Genomic DNA, 18072 nt, shown 5'->3' with positions numbered 1-18072 from the left:
CGGTTGCCGAACACGAGATCGAGCGCACGCAGGCGGTCGATGTTCTTGTCGAGGACGTGCACCTGCGCGCCCATGCCGACGGCCACCTGCAGCGCATGCGTGCCGACGACTCCACCACCGAGGATGGTCACCTGCGCGGGCGCGACGCCCGGCACTCCGCCCAGCAGCACCCCCATGCCGCCCTTGCTCTTCTCGAGGTGCGTCGCGCCGGCCTGCACCGCCATGCGTCCCGCGACCTCGGACATCGGGGTGAGCAGTGGGAGCTCTCGCGACGGCAGCTCCACGGTCTCGTACGCCACGCACGTCGCGCCGCTCTTGATGTGGGCCTGCGTCAGCTTCTCGTCAGCCGCGAAGTGAAAGTAGGTGAAAATGAGCTGACCCTGGCGCATGTGCGGCCATTCCTTCTCGATCGGCTCTTTCACCTTCATGATCATCTCGCTGTCACGCCACACCGTCGCGGCGTCGGGGGCGATCTTCGCTCCGACCGTCGTGTACATCTCGTCCGCGAATCCGCTTCCGAGTCCGGCGCCCTGTTCGACCAACACGGAGTGGCCACCCGCAACGAGCTGCTCCGCACCCGCCGGTACGAGCGCGATACGATTTTCGTTCGTTTTGATTTCCTTTGGAACGCCGATTTTCATGTTGAGAATGGCTCGTCAGATGTGAGCGGAAATGCGGAGCACTGAAAGGTCACTATGGCGAGTGCCGTTTTCAACGTGGCTGGTGTTTCATGGTTCGTGATTGGTGGTTTGTGGAACGGATTCGCCTCTGAGCATTACTCGCAGGCGTTCCGCTTCACCAGCAACCAGACACCAGCTACCAACCACCACCAATCACAGCACGGCCGCCGGACCGAGACTGAGCACCGTTTGCCGTTCCGGAGCGAAGAACTCTCGCGCGACGTGAGCGATGTCATCCGCGGAAACCGCTTCGACGAGCGCGAGCGTTTCGTCCAAAGTGCGATAGGGCTCGCCATACAGCTCGACTGCAGCCGCGCGATACATCCTCGTGCTCACGCTCTCGAGGGAGAGCGTCATTTGTCCCTTGAGCTGTGACTTCCCCATAGCAATCTCGCTCTCTGGAAGCCCATGGCTCGCGACCAGCGCGAGCTCGTCGCGAATAACGTCGTAGGCCGCGCGCGCGCTGTCTGGTGAGGTCGCAACGTACACGCCGTGCATTCCGGCGTCGGCGTAGAACTGTTGGAACGTGTACACGGAATAAGCGAGTCCCAGTTCCTCCCGGACGCGCTGAAACAGGCGCGAGCTCATGCCGCCGCCGAACAGGATGCTGAGCATCACGAGGGCGTAGCGCCGGCTGTCTGCATAACGCAGGGCACTCGTACCGAGCACGATATGGGTTTGAGTGCCGTCGCGATCGACGTGGCGCACTGCCGGAGGCGCCGGGCTCGCCGAAGGCACCAATAGACGAGTTGCCTCACCGGCCGGAGCCGTCGACCAGCCCGTTCGCTCGAGCACGTCGAGCAGTTTCGCATGCTCGACGTTTCCGGCCGCGGCAACGACAAGCTGGGGCGGATGGTAAGCGCGCCCATGGAGATCCTTCAAGGCACGGACGCCGAGCTGCCTAACGGTCTCGCGAGTACCGAGGATGGAATGCCCGTATGGGTGTTCGCCCCAGAGCGCCTCGTTGTGCAACTCGAAGACGAGATCGTCCGGCGTATCTTCCACCATGCCGATCTCCTCGAGCACCACCTTTCGCTCCAGGGTGAGATCACTCGAGCGAAGCAACGGGCGGAACACGATGTCGGCAATGACGTCTGCAGCCTGCGTCAGGTGCTCATCCAGTACGCGTGCTTGATAGACGGTGTGCTCCCTCGATGTGTACGCGTCGAGCGAGCCCCCGAGAGCCTCCAGTTCGAGCGCAATCTGCTTGGCGCTCCGCCGGTCAGTGCCCTTGAATACCATGTGCTCGAGCAAATGCGAAACTCCCATTTGCTCGGCTGGCTCGTGCACGGACGCGGCGCGCACCCATGCGCCGAACGAGACTGACCGTACTCCCGGCATGTGCTCGGAGAGTACGGTCAGACCATTTGAAAGGACGCTGCGGTCGAACTCTCGTTCCGTTGTGGTGGGAACGCGGGTCACTGGCGTCGCGAGCGTTCTCCGCCGCGACGTGGACGATCACCACGGCCGCCACCGCCGCCGCCGCCCCGCTCACCTCGTTCTCCATGACCGGCTTGATCAGCGGCGCGTTCGACTGGCTCGCCGCCTTCTCCCTCGCTGCCATTGCTCGAACCGCCGCTCGCGCTGCCATCGCCCGTGCTCTCGGGCTTCGGCAGAAGCGCCTTACGAGAGAGACGCAGGCGCCCACGCTCGTCACGCTCGATGAGCTTCACACGGACGCGATCGCCTTTCTTGACGACGTCTTCCGTCTTCTCGGTGCGGCCGTGCTGCATTTCAGAGATGTGCAGCAAGCCCTCGGTGCCTGGCATGATCTCGATGAACGCGCCGAACGGCGTTGTCGACTTCACCGGACCTTCGTAGATCTCACCGACGACTGGCTCCGCGGTGAGGGCCTGCACCATCTGCCGCGCGCGCTCCATCGCGTCGCCACCGACGGCTGCGATCGTAACCAGGCCAGAGTCGTCGACCGTGAGCTCCGCGCCGGTCTCGTCCTGGATTCCGCGAATCGTCTTGCCCTTCGGTCCGATGAGATCGCCGATCTTCTCGGGGCTGATCTGCAGCGTCACTATGCGCGGTGCGTAGCGCGAGAGGTCGGCGCGCGGCTGCGCCAGCGCCTTGTCCATCTCGCCAAGAATGTGCATGCGCCCTTCGCGTGCCTGCGCGAGCGCCTCCTTCATGATCTGTAAATCGAGTCCCTCGACCTTGATGTCCATCTGGATCGAGGTGATGCCGTTGCTGGTGCCGGCAACTTTGAAATCCATGTCGCCGAGATGATCCTCGGTGCCGAGGATGTCCGTGAGGATCGCGTAGCGCTTTCCTTCCTTGATCAATCCCATCGCCACACCGGCGACGGCGGCGCGCATCGGGACGCCCGCGTCGAACAAGGCCAGCGATCCGCCACATACCGATGCCATCGACGACGATCCGTTGGATTCGAGAACGTCGGAGACGATACGAATCGTGTACGGGAATTCCTCGAATGCCGGCAGCACGCCTTGCAACGCGCGCTCAGCCAGGTTGCCGTGGCCGATCTCGCGGCGCGACGTACCGCGCACTGGTCTGACTTCGCCCGTGGAGAAGGGCGGGAAGTTGTAGTGCAGCATGAACGACTTCGTAACTTCCTGCGGCTCGTCAATCGAGTCGAGTCGCTGCACGTCGTTCTGTGTGCCTAACGTGGCGACGACCAGCGCCTGCGTCTGGCCGCGCGTGAAGAGCGACGAGCCGTGCGCGCGCGGCAGCAGTCCCGCTTCGATCGTGATTGGACGAACTTCCTTGGAGGTGCGCCCGTCGACGCGATGGCCGCTCGAGAGTACCTGGTTGCGAAGCTGGTGGTACTCGACGTCTCCGAGCAGCGTGTGCAGCTCCTTGGCCGCGTCGGGGAAGTCGACGAGCAATTCGTCGGCGAGCTCGCGCTTCGTGCGTTCCACGGCCTCGATGCGCGTGTGCTTGTCCTTCTGATTCAACGCCTCGCTGATTCGTCCTTCGGCGAGCGACTTCACGCGGACTTCCAGCCCTTCGGGGAGCGACGCCTTTTCCCAGGACATCTTTGGCGTCCGCTCCGTTTTCGCGAGGAGCTCTTCCTGTGTGGCGATCAGCTCTCGAATGCCTTTGTGCGCGACGTTGAGGGCTTCGACGACATCGTCCTCAGAAACCTCGAGGGCGCCGCCTTCCACCATCACGATGGAATCGTTCGACCCGGCGACGACGAGCTCCATGTCGCTGTACTCGAGCTGCTGGAAGGTCGGGTTGAGAACCCACTTACTCTGGATGCGCCCTACGCGAACGCCGGCGATCGGGCCCGAGAACGGAATTTTCGACGCGTTCAACGCGTAAGACGTCGCGACGAGCGCGAGAACATCCGCGTCGTTCTCCTGGTCGGCCGAGATCACATAAACGAAGACCTGCACCTCGTTCTTGAACCCTTCCGGAAAGAGCGGCCGAATGGAGCGGTCGACAATGCGAGCGGAGAGAATCTCGCCGTCGCTCGGACGGCCTTCGCGCTTGATGAAGCCACCGGGAATTTTTCCCGCCGCATACGTTCGCTCTTTGTATTCGACCGTGAGCGGGAAGAACGGCAGCGGACTCTGATTCTCGCTCACCGTGACTGCAGCGAGGACTTTCGTGTCGCCAAACTGAACGACCGCGGCGCCTGCCGCTTGCTTCGCCATGCCGCCCGTTTCGATAACGAGCTTCCGGCCGGCGAACGTCTTTTCGACGCTTTGCTTCATTGCGATTTTGCCTCAGGGAAATGCAAACGCGCGGGCTGCATAGATTGCGCCCGCGCGCTGCGTGTGTTTCATCCGATCAATACCGGAGCCCGAGTTCTTGTACGACTCGGCGATACCCGTCGACGTCTGTCCGCCTCATGTACTTCAACAAGCGGCGACGTCTGCCAACCATCCTCAACAAGCCACGCCGACTGTGGTGGTCCTTCTTGTGGACCCGGAAGTGGTCGTTGAGGTAGTTGATTCGCTCCGTGAGAATCGCGACCTGAACGCGCGAGGAGCCGGTATCTTTTTCCGAAGTACGATACTTCTGAACTGTTGGGGTCTTGTCGAAAGCCATTCTGTGAGATCCCCGCCGGGCGGCGGCCATCGGATGATGCTGCTTTTGTCTTGGCGATATGAGCCACGAAACATAGCAGAGGCTAGCGGTTAGCGGCTAGCCCCTTAGGCTTCCGAGCCAGTTGGCAATCCACGCGAACCAGCTGTGCGTGTCATTGTACATCACGACGACGAACAGCAGCGCGATTGCAAGAAGGCCGAAGCGCAGGATGTACTCGCGTGTGCGAAGGCTGAAGGGCTTACCCTTCGCCGACTCGAGTACGTTGATCAGGATCTGGCCGCCGTCCAGAATCGGGATTGGAAGCATGTTCAGGATTGCGACGTTGACGCTGAGCAGCGCGATGAGGCCGAGTAGATTCTCGAGTCCGCTGCGCGCGGCCTCCACCGACATTTTGGTGATGCCAACCGGCCCGCTGAGCTGCCCCACCGAGATGCGCCGTGTGAGCAACCCCTTCACAATGTCGACGATCATACTGGCCATGAACGCGGTTGTCCGGCCACCAGCGACAACAGCGTCACCGAGGCCCAGCGGCTCCCGCTGATTCGAGAGCGGGTGAGCTGCGCCAATCCTGCCGACGATTTGGATACCTCCACCGAGGGTGTCGGCCGTCGGTTTGGGCGTCACCGAAACGTCCTGCGATTGACCGTGCCGAACGACCGTGAAGCGAAGAGGGTGATCAGCTGCCTTGGAGACGATTCCGACGAGCTCGCCCCATGTCGAGATGGGATTTCCGTCGATGGCGGTCACGCTGTCGCCGCTCTGAAGGCCAGCAATCTGGGCACGTCCGCCTTCGACGACCGTGTCCAGCACGGGCGGCCATTGCACGTCGATCGAGCTCAATAAATCGGTCGTCGTTGGCCCATTCGGCCCGCCGAGCGGGATGCTGATCGTCGTCCGCGTGGTGCGCAAAACCACCGTCGACGTGCTTCGACTGATCTCCCTCTGCGCATCCTCCCAGGTCCGCACCGTTTTGCCATTCACTGCAATCAGCGTGTCGCCCGGATGCAGCTGCGCAAGCGCCGGAGCGTTAGGCAGCGGACGAACCAGCCCAATGACGCGCGTCGTCGTGACGGGGCGCCCGAAGTGAAGTGCCAAGCCGACGCCGATCACGAACGTCAGCAGCACGTTCATGGTGACGCCGGCAATGAGAATCAACAGGCGCGCCGGCAACGGCTTGCTCTCGAAGAGACGATTTTCCGGTATCGGCAGCGGACCGAATGGAATCATCGCATTCGGATCGAAATCCGGATTCTCCAGTCTTGGCGTCGTCTCGCCGCCCCCCTCGAGAAAGGCCGCGTCTTCATCGAGGCGCGAGGCCATACGCACATAACCGCCGAGCGGGAGCGCGGCAACGATGTACTCGGTCTCGCCCCAGCGCTTGCGAAAGAGCGATGGCCCGAAGCCGATCGAGAAGCGCGGCGCGTACACGCCGACTGCTTTCGCGGCGATGAAGTGTCCAAGCTCATGCACGAAGATCACGAGCCCAAAGACCAGGATTGGTGACAGTATCGCTAACATCGGAATCGGTCCCTCACGTGGCGACGCGCGGCCTCGTCGGCGGCGATGATGGCGTCGCGCGTATCTCCGTTCTCCGAGCCGAGCGCATCGAGCGCGGATTCGATTGCGCGCGGAATATCGGCGAAGCCGATGCGGCCCTCGAGAAAGAGCGACACGGCCTCTTCATTGGACGCATTGTATACGGCCGGGGCGGCGCCGGCGGTTCGGCCTGCGGTGACTCCCAATGCCAGCGCGGGAAAATCCTTGGCGCGAACGCGCTCGAAGGTCATCGGTGAAAGCTCTACGGGATCGAAAGGCGGTACACCGGTGTCGGGCACGCGTTCGGGATGCGTCAGCGCGTATAGCACTGGCAGCTCCATGCTGGGTACGCCGAGTTGGGCCAGCACGCTACCGTCCACGAATTCGACGAACGAATGTACGACGCTTTGCGGATGAACGACCACATCGATCTGCTCGAACGCGAGACCGAACAGATAATGTGCCTCGATGACCTCGAGGGCCTTGTTCGCGAGAGTAGCGCTGTCAACGGTGATCTTTCGTCCCATACGCCACGTGGGATGCTGGAGTGCGTCCGCGAGCGTCGCGCGCTCGATCTGTTCGGGCGTCCAGTGTCGGAAGGGCCCGCCTGACGCCGTGAGAATGACGCGCCGCACGTCCACGCCGGAACGACCCGTGATGCACTGCAGAATGGCACTGTGCTCGCTATCGACGGGCACGAGCTCGCCTTTGCCCCGCTCACGCGCCTGCTGAACGAGGTGTCCTGCCATAACGAGGGTCTCCTTGTTCGCGAGCGCCACGCGCTTGCCGTGCTCGAGCGCCGCGAGCGTCGCATCCAGGCCCGCCGCTCCAACGACGGCGTTGAGAACGATGTCGACGTCGTCGCGCGTGGCGGCAGCGATGAGGCATTCGCGCCCGCATTGCCACGTGCCATGATCGATCGCGCCGTTGTTCACGAGCCCAACGAACGCGGGACGAAATTCCGTCTCCTGCTCGCGGAGGAGCGCGGCGTTACTGAACGCCGTGAGGGCAGATACCTCGAAACGCTCACGTTGGCGGCTCAGGACCCGCAGCGCGGTCGTCCCGATCGATCCGGTGGATCCGAGGATCGCGACCCGTCGCTTCGTCATCGCGGAGGCGCCCAGACGAGCAACGCATTGAACAGCACGAAAGCCACCGGCAGGACGAACAGAAGACTGTCGAATCGATCGAGCACGCCGCCGTGGCCTGGGATGATGTGTGAGCTGTCCTTCATGCCTGCCTCACGCTTGAGCAGCGACTCGGCGAGGTCACCGACCTGCGCCGCGACGCTCACCAGCAACGCAAAGGCGAAAATCCCCCCACGCACGAAGGCGAGCTGCGTCGACGGCGTCAAGATGAAACGGCTGTAGAGCCAACCGACGAGGACCGTCGCGGCCACTCCCCCGACGGCACCGGCGACCGTCTTGCCGGGACTCACCGAGGGCATGAGCTTCCGTTTGCCGAAGGCGCGCCCCACGAAATACGCCCCGATGTCAGACGCCCACGTCAACAACACGGGCAGCAGCAACAAGAGGCCGCCGGCGGCGACGCGTATGCCGCCTAACGGGACGGGAACGGATTCGATCACGTAATCGTGATACCGAATCGCGTACCCGAAGCTGAGCATTCCTCCCGTGTATAACACGCCGAGCACGGTGGAGGACGCGGCACCGAGCGGCTTGCCGTTCGCGCCGCGGATGAAAATCGCGAGGGCGAGAATCGCGAGCACGGCAATCGCCATTCCCGAGAGCGGAAGCTCGTAGAGGCGCAGATACCGCGCGTGAACGAACAGCGGTACGACGCCGGCGAGCGGAATGCCGACATCCTCCATTGGCGTTAGGCCAGTGGCGCGCGCGATTCGGAAGAATTCCCAGGCGGCCAGCGCCGACAGCACAGCGAGGAGCGCAGCGAGCGGCGCGCCGCCGTAAAACACAACGAGTATACCCAGCGGCGCGGCGATGACGCCGACCAGAACACGCCGCGTCAGCTCCGACACGAGAACTCCGGCGCGGCTCGCCGCACGGGTTTGCGCCGCTGCCGAGTCAGACTTCCATGATCTCGGCCTCTTTGGCCTTGATCAAGTCGTCGATCTTGTGGATGTAATCGTCGTGGATCTTCTGCAGCTCCTTCTCGGCGTGCTTGACGTCGTCTTCGGAGACGCCCTCCAACTTCTTCAGCCCTTCGCGGGCGTGCGTACGCGCGTGCCTAACGGCAATCTTTCCTTCCTCGGCGAGCTTGTGGACCACTTTGACAAGCTCCTTGCGCCGCTGCTCATTCATCGACGGCAGTGGTACGCGGATTATTGCTCCCTGTGCCGATGGATCCAGGCCGAGGTCAGACTCGCGGATCGCCTTCTCGATGGCCTTTGCCTGTGATTTATCGAATGGCGTGACGATCAGAATGCGCGATTCGGGCGCGGATACCTGCGCAACCTGGTTGAGCGCCATCGACGTGCCGTACATGTCGACGCGTACGGTGTCGAGCATATTCGGCGTCGCCTTGCCGGAACGAATCGAGGTGAACTCCCGGCGCGTGCTCTCGATGCCTTTGTCCATCGCGCCACGCATGTCTTTGATAATCTGCTGAATAGTCATCATCGAACCAGAGTGCCAACGCGCTCGCCTCGAACGGCTTTCACAAACGCGCCTGGCTGGTGGATGTTGAGAACGATCAGCGGCAGCTGGTTCTCACTACAGAGCGTGATCGCCGTCTGATCGATCACACCCAGATTCTCGAGCATCACGTTGCGGAAGCTGATCTCCTCATATAGCGTCGCGTTGGGATCGCGTTTCGGATCGGCGGAGTAGACGCCGTCGACGCTCGTCGCCTTGATGATGACGTTTGCTTTCATCTGGATGGCGCGCAGCACCGCGGCAGTGTCCGTGGAAAAGTACGGATTCCCCGTTCCCGCGGCAAAAATGACGATCCGTCCCTTCTCGAGATGCCGAAGCGCTCGCCGGCGTATGTACGGCTCCGCCACCTCTTCCATCCTGATGGCCGTCATGACGCGCGTCGTCAGGCCCTTGCGCTCGAGTACGTCCTGCACGGCGAGCGCATTGATCACCGTCGCGAGCATGCCCATGTAGTCGCCAGTCACGCGCTCGACTTTCTCGGACTCCGAGAGCAACCGGCCCCGCACCAGATTTCCGCCACCGATCACCAATCCGACAGACGCACCCGCTTCGACGACGGAAGCAACCTCGCCTGCAAGCCGCTCGAGGATCGCGAAGTCCCACGCGAATCCTTTCTCTCCGGCGAGCGCCTCGCCGGAGAGCTTGAGTAGAACGCTTGGATATCGGAGATCCGACAGGCGCTCGACGCCTGTCGGATCCGTGTCGTGCCTCATGCGATTCGTAACTTCTGATCGGGTCTCGATGATCAGGCCTCGCCGAGTTGATACCTAACGAAGCGTCGAACCTGCACGTTCTCACCAGTCTTGGCAGACAATTCCTTCACGAGATCACCGATGGTTCTCTTGGGATCCCGCACCCACGCTTGGTGCATGAGTGCTACGTCCTTGTAATACGCCTCGATTTTCCCGTCGACGATCTTGTCGATCATGTTCGCCGGCTTGCCGCTCTGTTTCACCTGCTCGGTGAAAATCCGGCGTTCTTGTTCGACTTTCTCGCCCGGGATTTGTTCCTTGTCCACAGCGATCGGCGCCGCGGCGGCGATGTGCTCGGCGACATACTTCGCGACCTGCTGGAACTCCTCGTTGCGCGCCACGAAATCGGTCTCGCAATTGAGCTCGACGAGTACCGCGATCTTGCCGTTGTGGTGCAAGTAATGCCCGATCACGCCTTCGCTCGCAGTGCGGCCGGCGCGCTTCTCGGCTTTCGCCGCCCCCGTCTTGCGCAGATGCTCGACCGCCTTGTCGATGTCGCCGCCGGTCTCCTCGAGCGCTTTCTTGCAATCCATCATGCCCGCGCCGGTACGGTCGCGCAGCTCTTTCACATCCTTGGGACTTACCATCGTCGTCATATCAAACCTGCTGTGCTGTCGTGGAAACGCCGCCGGCATCAGCCGGCGGCGCCAAGAAATCTACTCGCATCAGAGCTTTACTCGACTTCCTCCGCTACGTCACCCGCTTCCCCACCGCCCTCGACACTCTCGCCCTCGCCCGGAGCCTTGAGGCGCGCCGCAATCGCCTCTGGCTTGGCGCGGCGACGCCGTGGCCGGCGGCGACGTCGCCGCTCGCCTTCCTCGGCAGGCTCGCTGCCGCGATCCGAGCTATAGGTGGTCTGTCCCTCCCCTTCCTCGACCTCTTCACGGACGGGCGCCGACTGGCGCGCCTCGACAATCGCATCGGCAATCGCCTTGGTGATCAACTCCACCGAGCGAATCGCGTCGTCGTTACCAGCGATGGGAACCGTAATCAAATCCGGATCCGCATTCGTGTCGGCAATGGCGACGATCGGAATAGTGAGCTTGTTCGCTTCGTTGACGGCGATGCGCTCCTTCTTCGAGTCGACGATGAAGAGCAGACCGGGCAGACGCGTCATCGAACGGATGCCGTGCAAGTACTTCTTGAGCTTCTCCGACTCACGATTGAGCATCAGCTGCTCTTTTTTCGTGTAGTTCTCGAACTCGCCGCCGGCCTCGGTGCCTGCTTCGAGGTCCTTCATGCGACGGATCTGCTTTTTTACCGTCGTGAAGTTCGTGAGGAGACCGCCGAGCCAGCGCTCGGTGATGAACATCGCGCCGGAGCGCTCGGCCTCGGAGCGGACGATCTGCGCGAGCTGGGGCTTCGTACACACGAAGAGCACGTTATCACCGCGCATGATGACATCACGCGCCAACTTCTGCGCGATCTCGATCTGCCGGAGGGTCTTCTGCAGGTCGATGATGTGAATCCCGTTGCGCTCGGCGAAGATGAACCGGCGCATCTTGGGATTCCAGCGCCGCGTCTGGTGTCCGAAGTGGACGCCCGCCGCGAGGAGCTGTTCGACCGTGGGCTGCATATCAGGCATGAAGTTTATCTCTTGCTGAACTGGAATCGCTTACGAGCCTTCGGACGACCCGGCTTCTTGCGCTCGACGGCGCGCGCATCACGAGTGAGAAGTCCGAGATCGCGCAACTTGCGACGATGCGCCTCATCGACCTGCACCAGCGCCCGCGCGACGGCGAGCCGCAGCGCGCCCGCCTGGCCAGTGGAACCGCCGCCCTCGACGTTGGCCTTCACGTCGTAGCGGCCAAGCATGTCGGTGGCGGTGAATGGCTGCTGAATGGCCGTGACCAACGCGGGGCGCGGGAAATAATCGCCCAGCGTGCGACCGTTGACGTCCCACTTGCCGGAGCCCGGCTTTACGTACACACGGCACACCGCTTCCTTGCGGCGTCCGATTGCATGAACGGTATCGGCCATGTTACTACTCGCTCGAGCTGAAGGAGAGTGGCTTGGGCTGCTGCGCGACGTGCGGATGATCCGCATCCGCGTAGACACGTAGCTTGCCTCGCAGCACCTGTCGGCCCAGTGCCGTCTTCGGCAGCATGCCGTACACAGCCTTCTCGATCACGCGCTCGGGATGCTTCTGCAGCATGGTCCCGAGGGTCGTAAATCGCGCATGGCCCATGTAGCCGGTGTGGCGGAAGTATTCCTTGTTCTCTGCTTTGCGGCCGGTGACGCGGATCTTCGAGGCGTTGATGACGATGACGCCATCGCCCGTGTCCATGTGCGGCGTGAAGATTGGTTTGTGCTTTCCGCGAATGATCTTCGCGATTTCACTCGCGAGTCGGCCGAGCACCTTCCCCTCGGCATCGACGACGAACCACTCTTGCTTGATATCGCGCGGTCTGGCGCTGTAAGTCCCCATTGACTGACCTGAAAACGAGTACTGGCCTCACCGGTGCGTAATGCAACCCGGGTCTCGGCAGCCCTCTGGGCATTTTTTGGCAGACATGAATGCTAGATAAGCACTTAGAATGGGTCAAGTAGCGCGTGCAACGCGCGCGCTACTTGACGGCGCCGCTCGCTGCCAATTGCTACTTTGCCGGCTCGGCCACGATCGCCAACCACCGGCGATCCGGGCTGAACGCCAAACGGGAAATGTGCGTGAGCCCGTCCTTCGTGAAATCGGCGAGCTCGCTCCATTCCGTTGCCTTCTCCGAGCCCCGCCAGACCAGGAGCTTGCTACCCGAACCGGCGACCGCGAGCGCGGGCGCGACCCACGCGACGTAGTCGGCGCCGGCAGGCATTCGAACCAATGGCATAACCATCGTCCGCCGCTCCCGTCCCGATCCTCGGACGTCAACCGCCGTGAGGACCCACGTGCTGTCCTTGGCACGCTGCACGAACGAGAACCCATCCCCTCTGGGGAGCGGAAGGAGCGACCGGCCGATGTCGCGCGCGAGCGTGTCTGGATGACCGACGCGCGTGTCCGCGAGCACGAGGGCGTTAGGGCGCCCGAGGGTGAACATCGCGACGGTCGTGGAGTCGATCCAGACGTGATAGCCGACGGGCTTGATCGCGTCGAACACGAGGCGCGGGTCGCTCCCGTCCAGTCGGAAGCTCCAGAGGCGCTGCGTCGAATCCGCCTCGACGCGAATGACGCTGAAGCGCGCGCCGTCGCCGTACACCGTCGCGGAATACTCGCTCTCGGGCGTCGCGGTCACGCGTGACGTCACCTTCGTGCGCAGATCGTAGCGATAGATGTCCGCCTGCGCGTCCGCGCGCACGGACGTGAACAGGATCGCGCGCGAATCCGGCGTGAACGAGGGCTGGTTATCGTAGCCTGGCCGATTGGTGATGTTCAGGGGCATCCCGACCACGGGCTTTCCGCGCTCCATTCGCACGGGTGCGATATAGATCTCCGTCGAGGGCGGCGCAGCCTGCGCCCCAAGCGACGTCGCCGCGCACACTGCCAGTACGAGTGAGGCCGACCGCGTTGCAAACTTGCTCATGGTCACTCCATCTCGAGTAAGAGTGCGCCTTTCTCGACCGCCGTCCCGGGTGTTACGAGAACGCGCCTAACGGCACCCGCCGTCGTCGCGCGAAGCTCGTTTTCCATCTTCATCGCCTCCATCACGACGAGGCCCTGCCCCGGCTTCACGACCTCACCGGCGTTCACGTTCACGCGCACGATCATTCCGGGCATCGGCGCGACCAGCGGCGCTGGCCCTTTCGGCGCCATCGTGGCCGCGGATAGCTCGCGTATCGCCCGTGATCGCTCGTCGAGCGCCTCGACATCGAACCGGAAGCCGTCGACCCACAGCGTGTATCGTCCCCGCGTTTCACCCGGGCGCACGGCGACACGATGCACCGCGTCGCCGATCATGAGAATGCGCTCCGGACCGGCGTCGCCATCGGCGAGGCGGGCATGAACAGAGGTCTCGCCGACCTGTGCGTTCTCGCCGTCGAGATGGACGACGATCTCGGAACCATTCACGGTGACCGTGTACTTCATGCCGCCACCGGGACCAACTCGCAGACGGTCTCGATGTGCGCCGTCTGGGGAAACATGTCGAAGGTCTCGATGGACGCCACGCGATATTCCGACAGCCGGCCAAGGTCGCGCGCGAGCGTAGCCGGATCACAGCTCACGTACACGATGGCGCGCGGACGCTGCCGCAAACGCTCGAGCATCGACGTCACGCGCTCGTGGAGTCCGATGCGCGGCGGGTTGACGATGACCACGTCCGCCGGCAGCGTCTTCATCAGAAGATTCTCGACTTTGCCAACGAGGCTTCTCGAGTCCGCCGGCAAGCGCGCGCGACAGACCGCCGCGGCGTCGCGATCAAGCTCGATGGCACTGACACGGATGCCTAGCGCCGCAAGCGGTGCCGCGGTATCACCGGTCCCAGCGTACGCGTCGACAACAGTGGATGGTGAGTGCGCACGCACGCGGTCGATGACGTGCGCACGAAGCTCTCTAGCGACCTCGGTATTGATCTGTCCGAACGCGGTGCCGGCGGGCACGTGCCGGCGCTCGTGAAGCAAGCGTGCGCCCTTCTCGTCAGGCGCCCACCACAGCGCGCTGGCCGACGGCACGGCTTCGAAGAACGCCGCACTCGCGGGCCAAGCGGACGCGCCCTTGATGTGGACGACGATCTCGTCGCCGGCAAGACGAACCGTGCCGCGCAACGCCCGCGCCTCGGGAAGGAGCGACGCAGCGCGCATGATCTCACGCCACGCGCCGACGACGCGATCGTCAGTGACCGGACAATCCTCGAGCTGGAAAACACCGATGGGATCATCGTACGGATGTAGTCCCATCGTCCAGGCGTCGCTCGTGCATTTCATCGCGAGCGTGAGCTTGGTGCGGTAGCGCCATTGGCGCGCGCTCGGTCGAGTCGCCGGCACTTCGATCGGTCGCCTGCCGATATGCGTGAGCGCGTCGCGCACGATGCCTTGCTTGGATTCGAGCTGCGCCTCGTAGCGAATGTGCTGGAGTTGGCATCCGCCGCAGTCGTCGGCTCGATAATGCTTGCATGGCGGTTCGACGCGCACACTCGACGCCTCGATGAGCGACTCGAGATGCCCACGCGCGAATCGCTTTCCCGGCTGAAGACGGACGCGCGCGAGATCGCCGGGCGCCGTACGCGGAACGAAGACAACCATCCCTTCGCTCCGTCCCACGCCGTCACCGCCCGCCGCGATACTTTGTACGGCCAGATCGACGACGCTCGGTGCGGCGGCGACACTCATCGGAGAGCGTCCAGTCGTGCCACATGCTTCCAGCCATCCGGCTTCGTCTCGCTGACCGTCGGGCCTGCTGTGTGCGGGCGCGGAGTTCCCCGTTCTCGATCGGCGAGAAGCGCGGCAGCGATCGCGGCAATCCTGGCGGGCCCTTCCGGCGCCTGTGTGCCTAACAACGACGGCAAGCGACGCTCGAGCCACTGAATCTCGATCGCGCCGCGACGAAACTCGTCGTCTTCCATCACGCGCAGGTGAAAGTCGCGCGAGGTTTCTACGCCTTCGATTGTCAGTTCGAGGAGCGCTCGATGCATTCGACCGATGGCAAGCTCTCGCGTCGCTGCCCAGACAATGAGCTTCGCGAGCATCGGATCGTAGTGGAGCGTTACCTCGCTCCCGACCTCGATCCCGCCATCCCACCGCACTCCGGGCCCCGCCGGCAAATGGAGATGACGCACGCGCCCGGTCGAAGGCAGAAAACCGTTCGCCGGGTCTTCACTCGTTATGCGACACTCCATGGCCCATCCGCGAGGCACGATGTCTTCCTGCGCGAAGGGCAGCTTCTCGCCCGCGGCCACACGGAGCTGCCACTGCACCAGATCGATGCCCGTTACCAGCTCGGTCACGGGATGCTCCACCTGAAGCCGCGTGTTCATCTCCAGGAAGAAGAAGTCGCCATTCGCATCGAGGAGAAACTCGCACGTGCCGGCGTTGACGTACCCCGCTGCACGTGCGGCGCGAACCGCCGTGTCACCCATGCGACGTCGTAGCTCGGTGCTCACGGCGACGCTCGGTGCTTCCTCGATCATCTTCTGGTGGCGCCGCTGCACTGAACATTCGCGCTCGTTGAGTGAAATCATATTGCCGTGCGTGTCGCCGAGAACCTGGATCTCGACGTGGCGCGGACCAACGATGTACTTCTCGACGTAGACGGCATCGTCGCCAAAGGCTGCCTTCGCCTCGCGGCGCGCGGCTTCGAGCGAAGACGCCAGCGCATCCTCGGCGTGAACGACGCGCATTCCCTTGCCGCCGCCACCCGCTGCCGCTTTCAACAACACGGGATAGCCAAACCGCTCGGCGATGTCCCGTGCCTCGTTCGCGTCCCGCAACGCCTCCGTCGTTCCGGGAACGACGGGGACGCCAGCCTCGATCGCGAGTTGACGCGCCGCGGTCTTACTTCCCATTGCGGCGATGGCCTCCGGTGGCGGGCCAACGAAAACGAGGCCAGCGTCTCGTACGGCGCGAGCGAACCATTCGCGCTCGGAGAGGAAGCCGTAACCGGGATGAATCGCTTCGGCGCCGGTCGCCTTGGCGGCGTCGATGATTCGCTCGCCGCGCAGGTAGCTCTCGGACGACGGCGGCGCACCGATGCGAACGGCTTCGTCAGCGGCGCGGACGTGCGGAGCCCGCGCGTCCGCGTCGCTGTAGACCGCGACGGCGCGAATGCCCATCTCGTGGCAGGCGCGAATGACGCGGAGCGCGATCTCGCCGCGATTGGCGATGAGAATCTTTGAAAACATCAAGCACTTACAAGGGAATGTTGCCGTGCTTCTTCGGCGGATTCCTATCCCGCTTGGTTTGCAGGGTCTCGAGCGCGTCGATGAGTCGCGGACGCGTATCGCGGGGATCGATGATGTCGTCGAGAAAACCCCGACTCGCCGCGACGTACGGGTGGGCGAATTTCTGACGATACTCATCGATCTTCGCTTCGGTCGCGCGTTCGCCATCGCCGCTGTCGGCGATCTCCTTCCGGAAGAGAATCTCCACGGCGCCCTTTGGACCCATGACCGCGATCTCCGCCGTCGGCCAGGCGACGTTGTAGTCGCCGCGGATGTGCTTCGACGACATGACGTCGTACGCACCGCCATATGCCTTACGAGTGATGACCGTCAACTTCGGCACCGTCGCTTCGCAATAGGCGTAGAGCAGCTTCGCACCGTGCTTGATGATGCCCCCGTGCTCTTGTGAGACGCCAGGCAGGAATCCCGGTACGTCCTCGAACGTAACGATCGGGAGGTTGAAGGCGTCGCAAAAGCGAATAAAGCGCGCCGCCTTGAGCGACGCATTGATATCGAGCACGCCGGCAAGCACAGCCGGCTGATTCGCCACGATCCCAACGCTGAATCCACCCAAGTGAGCGAAGCCGCAGACTATGTTTGCGCCGTAGTCGCACTGCACCTCGTAGAAGCCCTGGTCATCGACGACCCGTTTGATGACCTCGTGCATGTCGTATGGCTTATTGGGATTGTCCGGCACCACGTCGAGCAATTGCTCATCACGCCGATCGCGCGGATCGGTCCCCTTGCCGCGTGGCGGATCGTCGATGTTGTTCGACGGAATGAAGCGAAACAGATCGCGAATGGCCTGGAGACACGCCGGCTCGGAATCGAACGCGAAGTGCGCGACGCCGGACGTCCTGGCGTGCGTGTCGGCACCGCCCAGGTGCTCCATCGTCACGTCCTCGTGCGTCACCGTCTTCACCACGTTAGGTCCGGTGACGAACATGTACGAGCTGCCGCGCACCATGTACGTGAAGTCCGTGATTGCCGGGGAGTAGACAGCGCCACCGGCACACGGGCCGAGAACTGCCGAGATTTGTGGTACGACTCCGGACGCGAGCGTGTTCCGCAAGAAAATATCGGCGTAGCCGGCCAGCGACAGCACGCCCTCCTGAATGCGTGCGCCACCGGAGTCATTGAGCCCGATTACCGGCGCGCCGTTGCGCACGGCGAGATCCATGATCTTGCAGATCTTCTCCGCGAACGTCTCGGAGAGCGAGCCGCCGAATACCGTGAAATCTTGCGAGAAGACGTACACGAGACGGCCATCGATGCGGCCATAGCCCGTCACGACCCCGTCACCGTAGGTTCTCTGCTCGGCGAGACCGAAGTCGTCCGAGCGGTGCAGAACGAAGCGATCGAACTCGACAAATGATCCGTCGTCGAGCAGGAGGTCGAGACGCTCTCGCGCCGAGAGCTTGCCTTTTGCGTGCTGGGCTTTGAGTCGGTCGGCGCCCCCGCCGAGCTCCGACTCCGCAATGCGTCGCTCGAGCTGTTCGAGCTTCTCGCGCATGGTCATAAGCGGCGGTGAGTAGTTGGATGTTGGTACTTGGTCCTCGGTGAGTAAGGAAGGCCGGCGAGCGAAGCTCACCGGCCCATCCAAAAACTACCAACGATCAATCACCAATCACCAACAACG

Annotated in this window: 18 protein-coding genes; all 18 read right to left on the bottom strand. The window is 63.1% G+C overall.

Features of this window, described 5'->3' with window-relative positions; genetic code table 11:
- Positions 1-641: alanine dehydrogenase (locus VGH98_04240; protein ID HEY2375165.1), on the bottom strand; the 641-nt coding region annotated here is incomplete at its 3' end.
- Between the two features lie 192 nt (positions 642-833).
- Positions 834-2102: a pitrilysin family protein gene (locus tag VGH98_04235; GenBank protein ID HEY2375164.1), complete on the bottom strand. Its 1269-nt coding sequence runs from the start codon at positions 2100-2102 to the stop codon at positions 834-836.
- Positions 2099-4369 (bottom strand): polyribonucleotide nucleotidyltransferase, encoded by a 2271-nt coding sequence (locus tag VGH98_04230; protein ID HEY2375163.1) that lies wholly within the window; start codon positions 4367-4369, stop codon positions 2099-2101. The genes VGH98_04235 and VGH98_04230 overlap by 4 nt, the downstream gene beginning before the upstream one ends.
- 76 nt (positions 4370-4445) lie before the next feature.
- Positions 4446-4706, bottom strand: a complete 261-nt coding sequence (rpsO, locus tag VGH98_04225; protein ID HEY2375162.1) for a 30S ribosomal protein S15 — start codon at positions 4704-4706, stop codon at positions 4446-4448.
- Between the two features lie 96 nt (positions 4707-4802).
- A complete protein-coding gene (rseP, locus tag VGH98_04220) occupies positions 4803-6224 on the bottom strand; it encodes an RIP metalloprotease RseP (GenBank protein ID HEY2375161.1) in 1422 nt (473 codons plus the stop codon).
- Positions 6218-7351 (bottom strand): 1-deoxy-D-xylulose-5-phosphate reductoisomerase, encoded by a 1134-nt coding sequence (gene dxr / locus VGH98_04215; GenBank protein HEY2375160.1) that lies wholly within the window; start codon positions 7349-7351, stop codon positions 6218-6220. The genes rseP and dxr overlap by 7 nt, the downstream gene beginning before the upstream one ends.
- The gene (locus VGH98_04210) at positions 7348-8238 is read right to left on the bottom strand and encodes a phosphatidate cytidylyltransferase (GenBank protein HEY2375159.1); all 891 of its coding nucleotides are present in this window, start codon (positions 8236-8238) and stop codon (positions 7348-7350) included. The genes dxr and VGH98_04210 overlap by 4 nt, the downstream gene beginning before the upstream one ends.
- A 46-nt stretch (positions 8239-8284) precedes the next feature.
- Complete coding sequence (frr, locus tag VGH98_04205; protein ID HEY2375158.1) at positions 8285-8839, bottom strand: ribosome recycling factor; 555 nt, start codon at positions 8837-8839, stop codon at positions 8285-8287.
- Complete coding sequence (gene pyrH / locus VGH98_04200) at positions 8836-9588, bottom strand: UMP kinase (GenBank protein ID HEY2375157.1); 753 nt, start codon at positions 9586-9588, stop codon at positions 8836-8838. The genes frr and pyrH overlap by 4 nt, the downstream gene beginning before the upstream one ends.
- A gap of 32 nt (positions 9589-9620) precedes the next feature.
- Positions 9621-10223: a translation elongation factor Ts gene (gene tsf, locus VGH98_04195; protein HEY2375156.1), complete on the bottom strand. Its 603-nt coding sequence runs from the start codon at positions 10221-10223 to the stop codon at positions 9621-9623.
- A 77-nt stretch (positions 10224-10300) separates the two neighbouring features.
- Entirely contained in the window at positions 10301-11212 is a 912-nt protein-coding gene (gene rpsB / locus VGH98_04190) for a 30S ribosomal protein S2 (GenBank protein HEY2375155.1), read from the bottom strand.
- Positions 11213-11217: 5 nt separating this feature from the next.
- A complete protein-coding gene (gene rpsI, locus VGH98_04185) occupies positions 11218-11607 on the bottom strand; it encodes a 30S ribosomal protein S9 (protein HEY2375154.1) in 390 nt (129 codons plus the stop codon).
- A gap of 4 nt (positions 11608-11611) precedes the next feature.
- Entirely contained in the window at positions 11612-12055 is a 444-nt protein-coding gene (gene rplM, locus VGH98_04180) for a 50S ribosomal protein L13 (GenBank protein HEY2375153.1), read from the bottom strand.
- A gap of 169 nt (positions 12056-12224) precedes the next feature.
- Positions 12225-13142, bottom strand: a complete 918-nt coding sequence (locus tag VGH98_04175) for a hypothetical protein (GenBank protein HEY2375152.1) — start codon at positions 13140-13142, stop codon at positions 12225-12227.
- 2 nt (positions 13143-13144) lie between these two features.
- Positions 13145-13645 (bottom strand): acetyl-CoA carboxylase biotin carboxyl carrier protein subunit, encoded by a 501-nt coding sequence (locus VGH98_04170; GenBank protein HEY2375151.1) that lies wholly within the window; start codon positions 13643-13645, stop codon positions 13145-13147.
- Positions 13642-14886: a hypothetical protein gene (locus tag VGH98_04165; GenBank protein ID HEY2375150.1), complete on the bottom strand. Its 1245-nt coding sequence runs from the start codon at positions 14884-14886 to the stop codon at positions 13642-13644. The genes VGH98_04170 and VGH98_04165 overlap by 4 nt, the downstream gene beginning before the upstream one ends.
- The gene (accC, locus tag VGH98_04160; GenBank protein HEY2375149.1) at positions 14883-16394 is read right to left on the bottom strand and encodes an acetyl-CoA carboxylase biotin carboxylase subunit; all 1512 of its coding nucleotides are present in this window, start codon (positions 16392-16394) and stop codon (positions 14883-14885) included. Before accC ends, VGH98_04165 begins: the two co-directional genes overlap by 4 nt.
- Positions 16395-16401: 7 nt before the next feature.
- A complete protein-coding gene (locus VGH98_04155) occupies positions 16402-17946 on the bottom strand; it encodes an acyl-CoA carboxylase subunit beta (GenBank protein ID HEY2375148.1) in 1545 nt (514 codons plus the stop codon).
- Positions 17947-18072: the final 126 nt, after the last annotated feature.

It is taken from the genome of Gemmatimonadaceae bacterium, from assembly GCA_036496605.1.
Lineage (GTDB): Bacteria > Gemmatimonadota > Gemmatimonadetes > Gemmatimonadales > Gemmatimonadaceae > AG2.
Note: the sequence above shows the minus strand (reverse complement) of the source record. Positions and strands in the feature narration are given on the sequence as shown.

Coding starts and splice junctions, on each gene's coding strand:
- frr (HEY2375158.1), bottom strand. CDS start 8,839: ATGATGACTATTCAGCAGATTATCAAAGACATGCGTGGCGCGATGGAC.
- VGH98_04175 (HEY2375152.1), bottom strand. CDS start 13,142: ATGAGCAAGTTTGCAACGCGGTCGGCCTCACTCGTACTGGCAGTGTGC.
- VGH98_04165 (HEY2375150.1), bottom strand. CDS start 14,886: ATGAGTGTCGCCGCCGCACCGAGCGTCGTCGATCTGGCCGTACAAAGT.
- rpsO (HEY2375162.1), bottom strand. CDS start 4,706: ATGGCTTTCGACAAGACCCCAACAGTTCAGAAGTATCGTACTTCGGAA.
- rplM (HEY2375153.1), bottom strand. CDS start 12,055: ATGGGGACTTACAGCGCCAGACCGCGCGATATCAAGCAAGAGTGGTTC.
- accC (HEY2375149.1), bottom strand. CDS start 16,394: ATGTTTTCAAAGATTCTCATCGCCAATCGCGGCGAGATCGCGCTCCGC.
- VGH98_04155 (HEY2375148.1), bottom strand. CDS start 17,946: ATGCGCGAGAAGCTCGAACAGCTCGAGCGACGCATTGCGGAGTCGGAG.
- VGH98_04230 (HEY2375163.1), bottom strand. CDS start 4,369: ATGAAGCAAAGCGTCGAAAAGACGTTCGCCGGCCGGAAGCTCGTTATC.
- rpsI (HEY2375154.1), bottom strand. CDS start 11,607: ATGGCCGATACCGTTCATGCAATCGGACGCCGCAAGGAAGCGGTGTGC.
- VGH98_04170 (HEY2375151.1), bottom strand. CDS start 13,645: ATGAAGTACACGGTCACCGTGAATGGTTCCGAGATCGTCGTCCATCTC.
- tsf (HEY2375156.1), bottom strand. CDS start 10,223: ATGACGACGATGGTAAGTCCCAAGGATGTGAAAGAGCTGCGCGACCGT.
- rseP (HEY2375161.1), bottom strand. CDS start 6,224: ATGTTAGCGATACTGTCACCAATCCTGGTCTTTGGGCTCGTGATCTTC.
- dxr (HEY2375160.1), bottom strand. CDS start 7,351: ATGACGAAGCGACGGGTCGCGATCCTCGGATCCACCGGATCGATCGGG.
- rpsB (HEY2375155.1), bottom strand. CDS start 11,212: ATGCCTGATATGCAGCCCACGGTCGAACAGCTCCTCGCGGCGGGCGTC.
- pyrH (HEY2375157.1), bottom strand. CDS start 9,588: ATGAGGCACGACACGGATCCGACAGGCGTCGAGCGCCTGTCGGATCTC.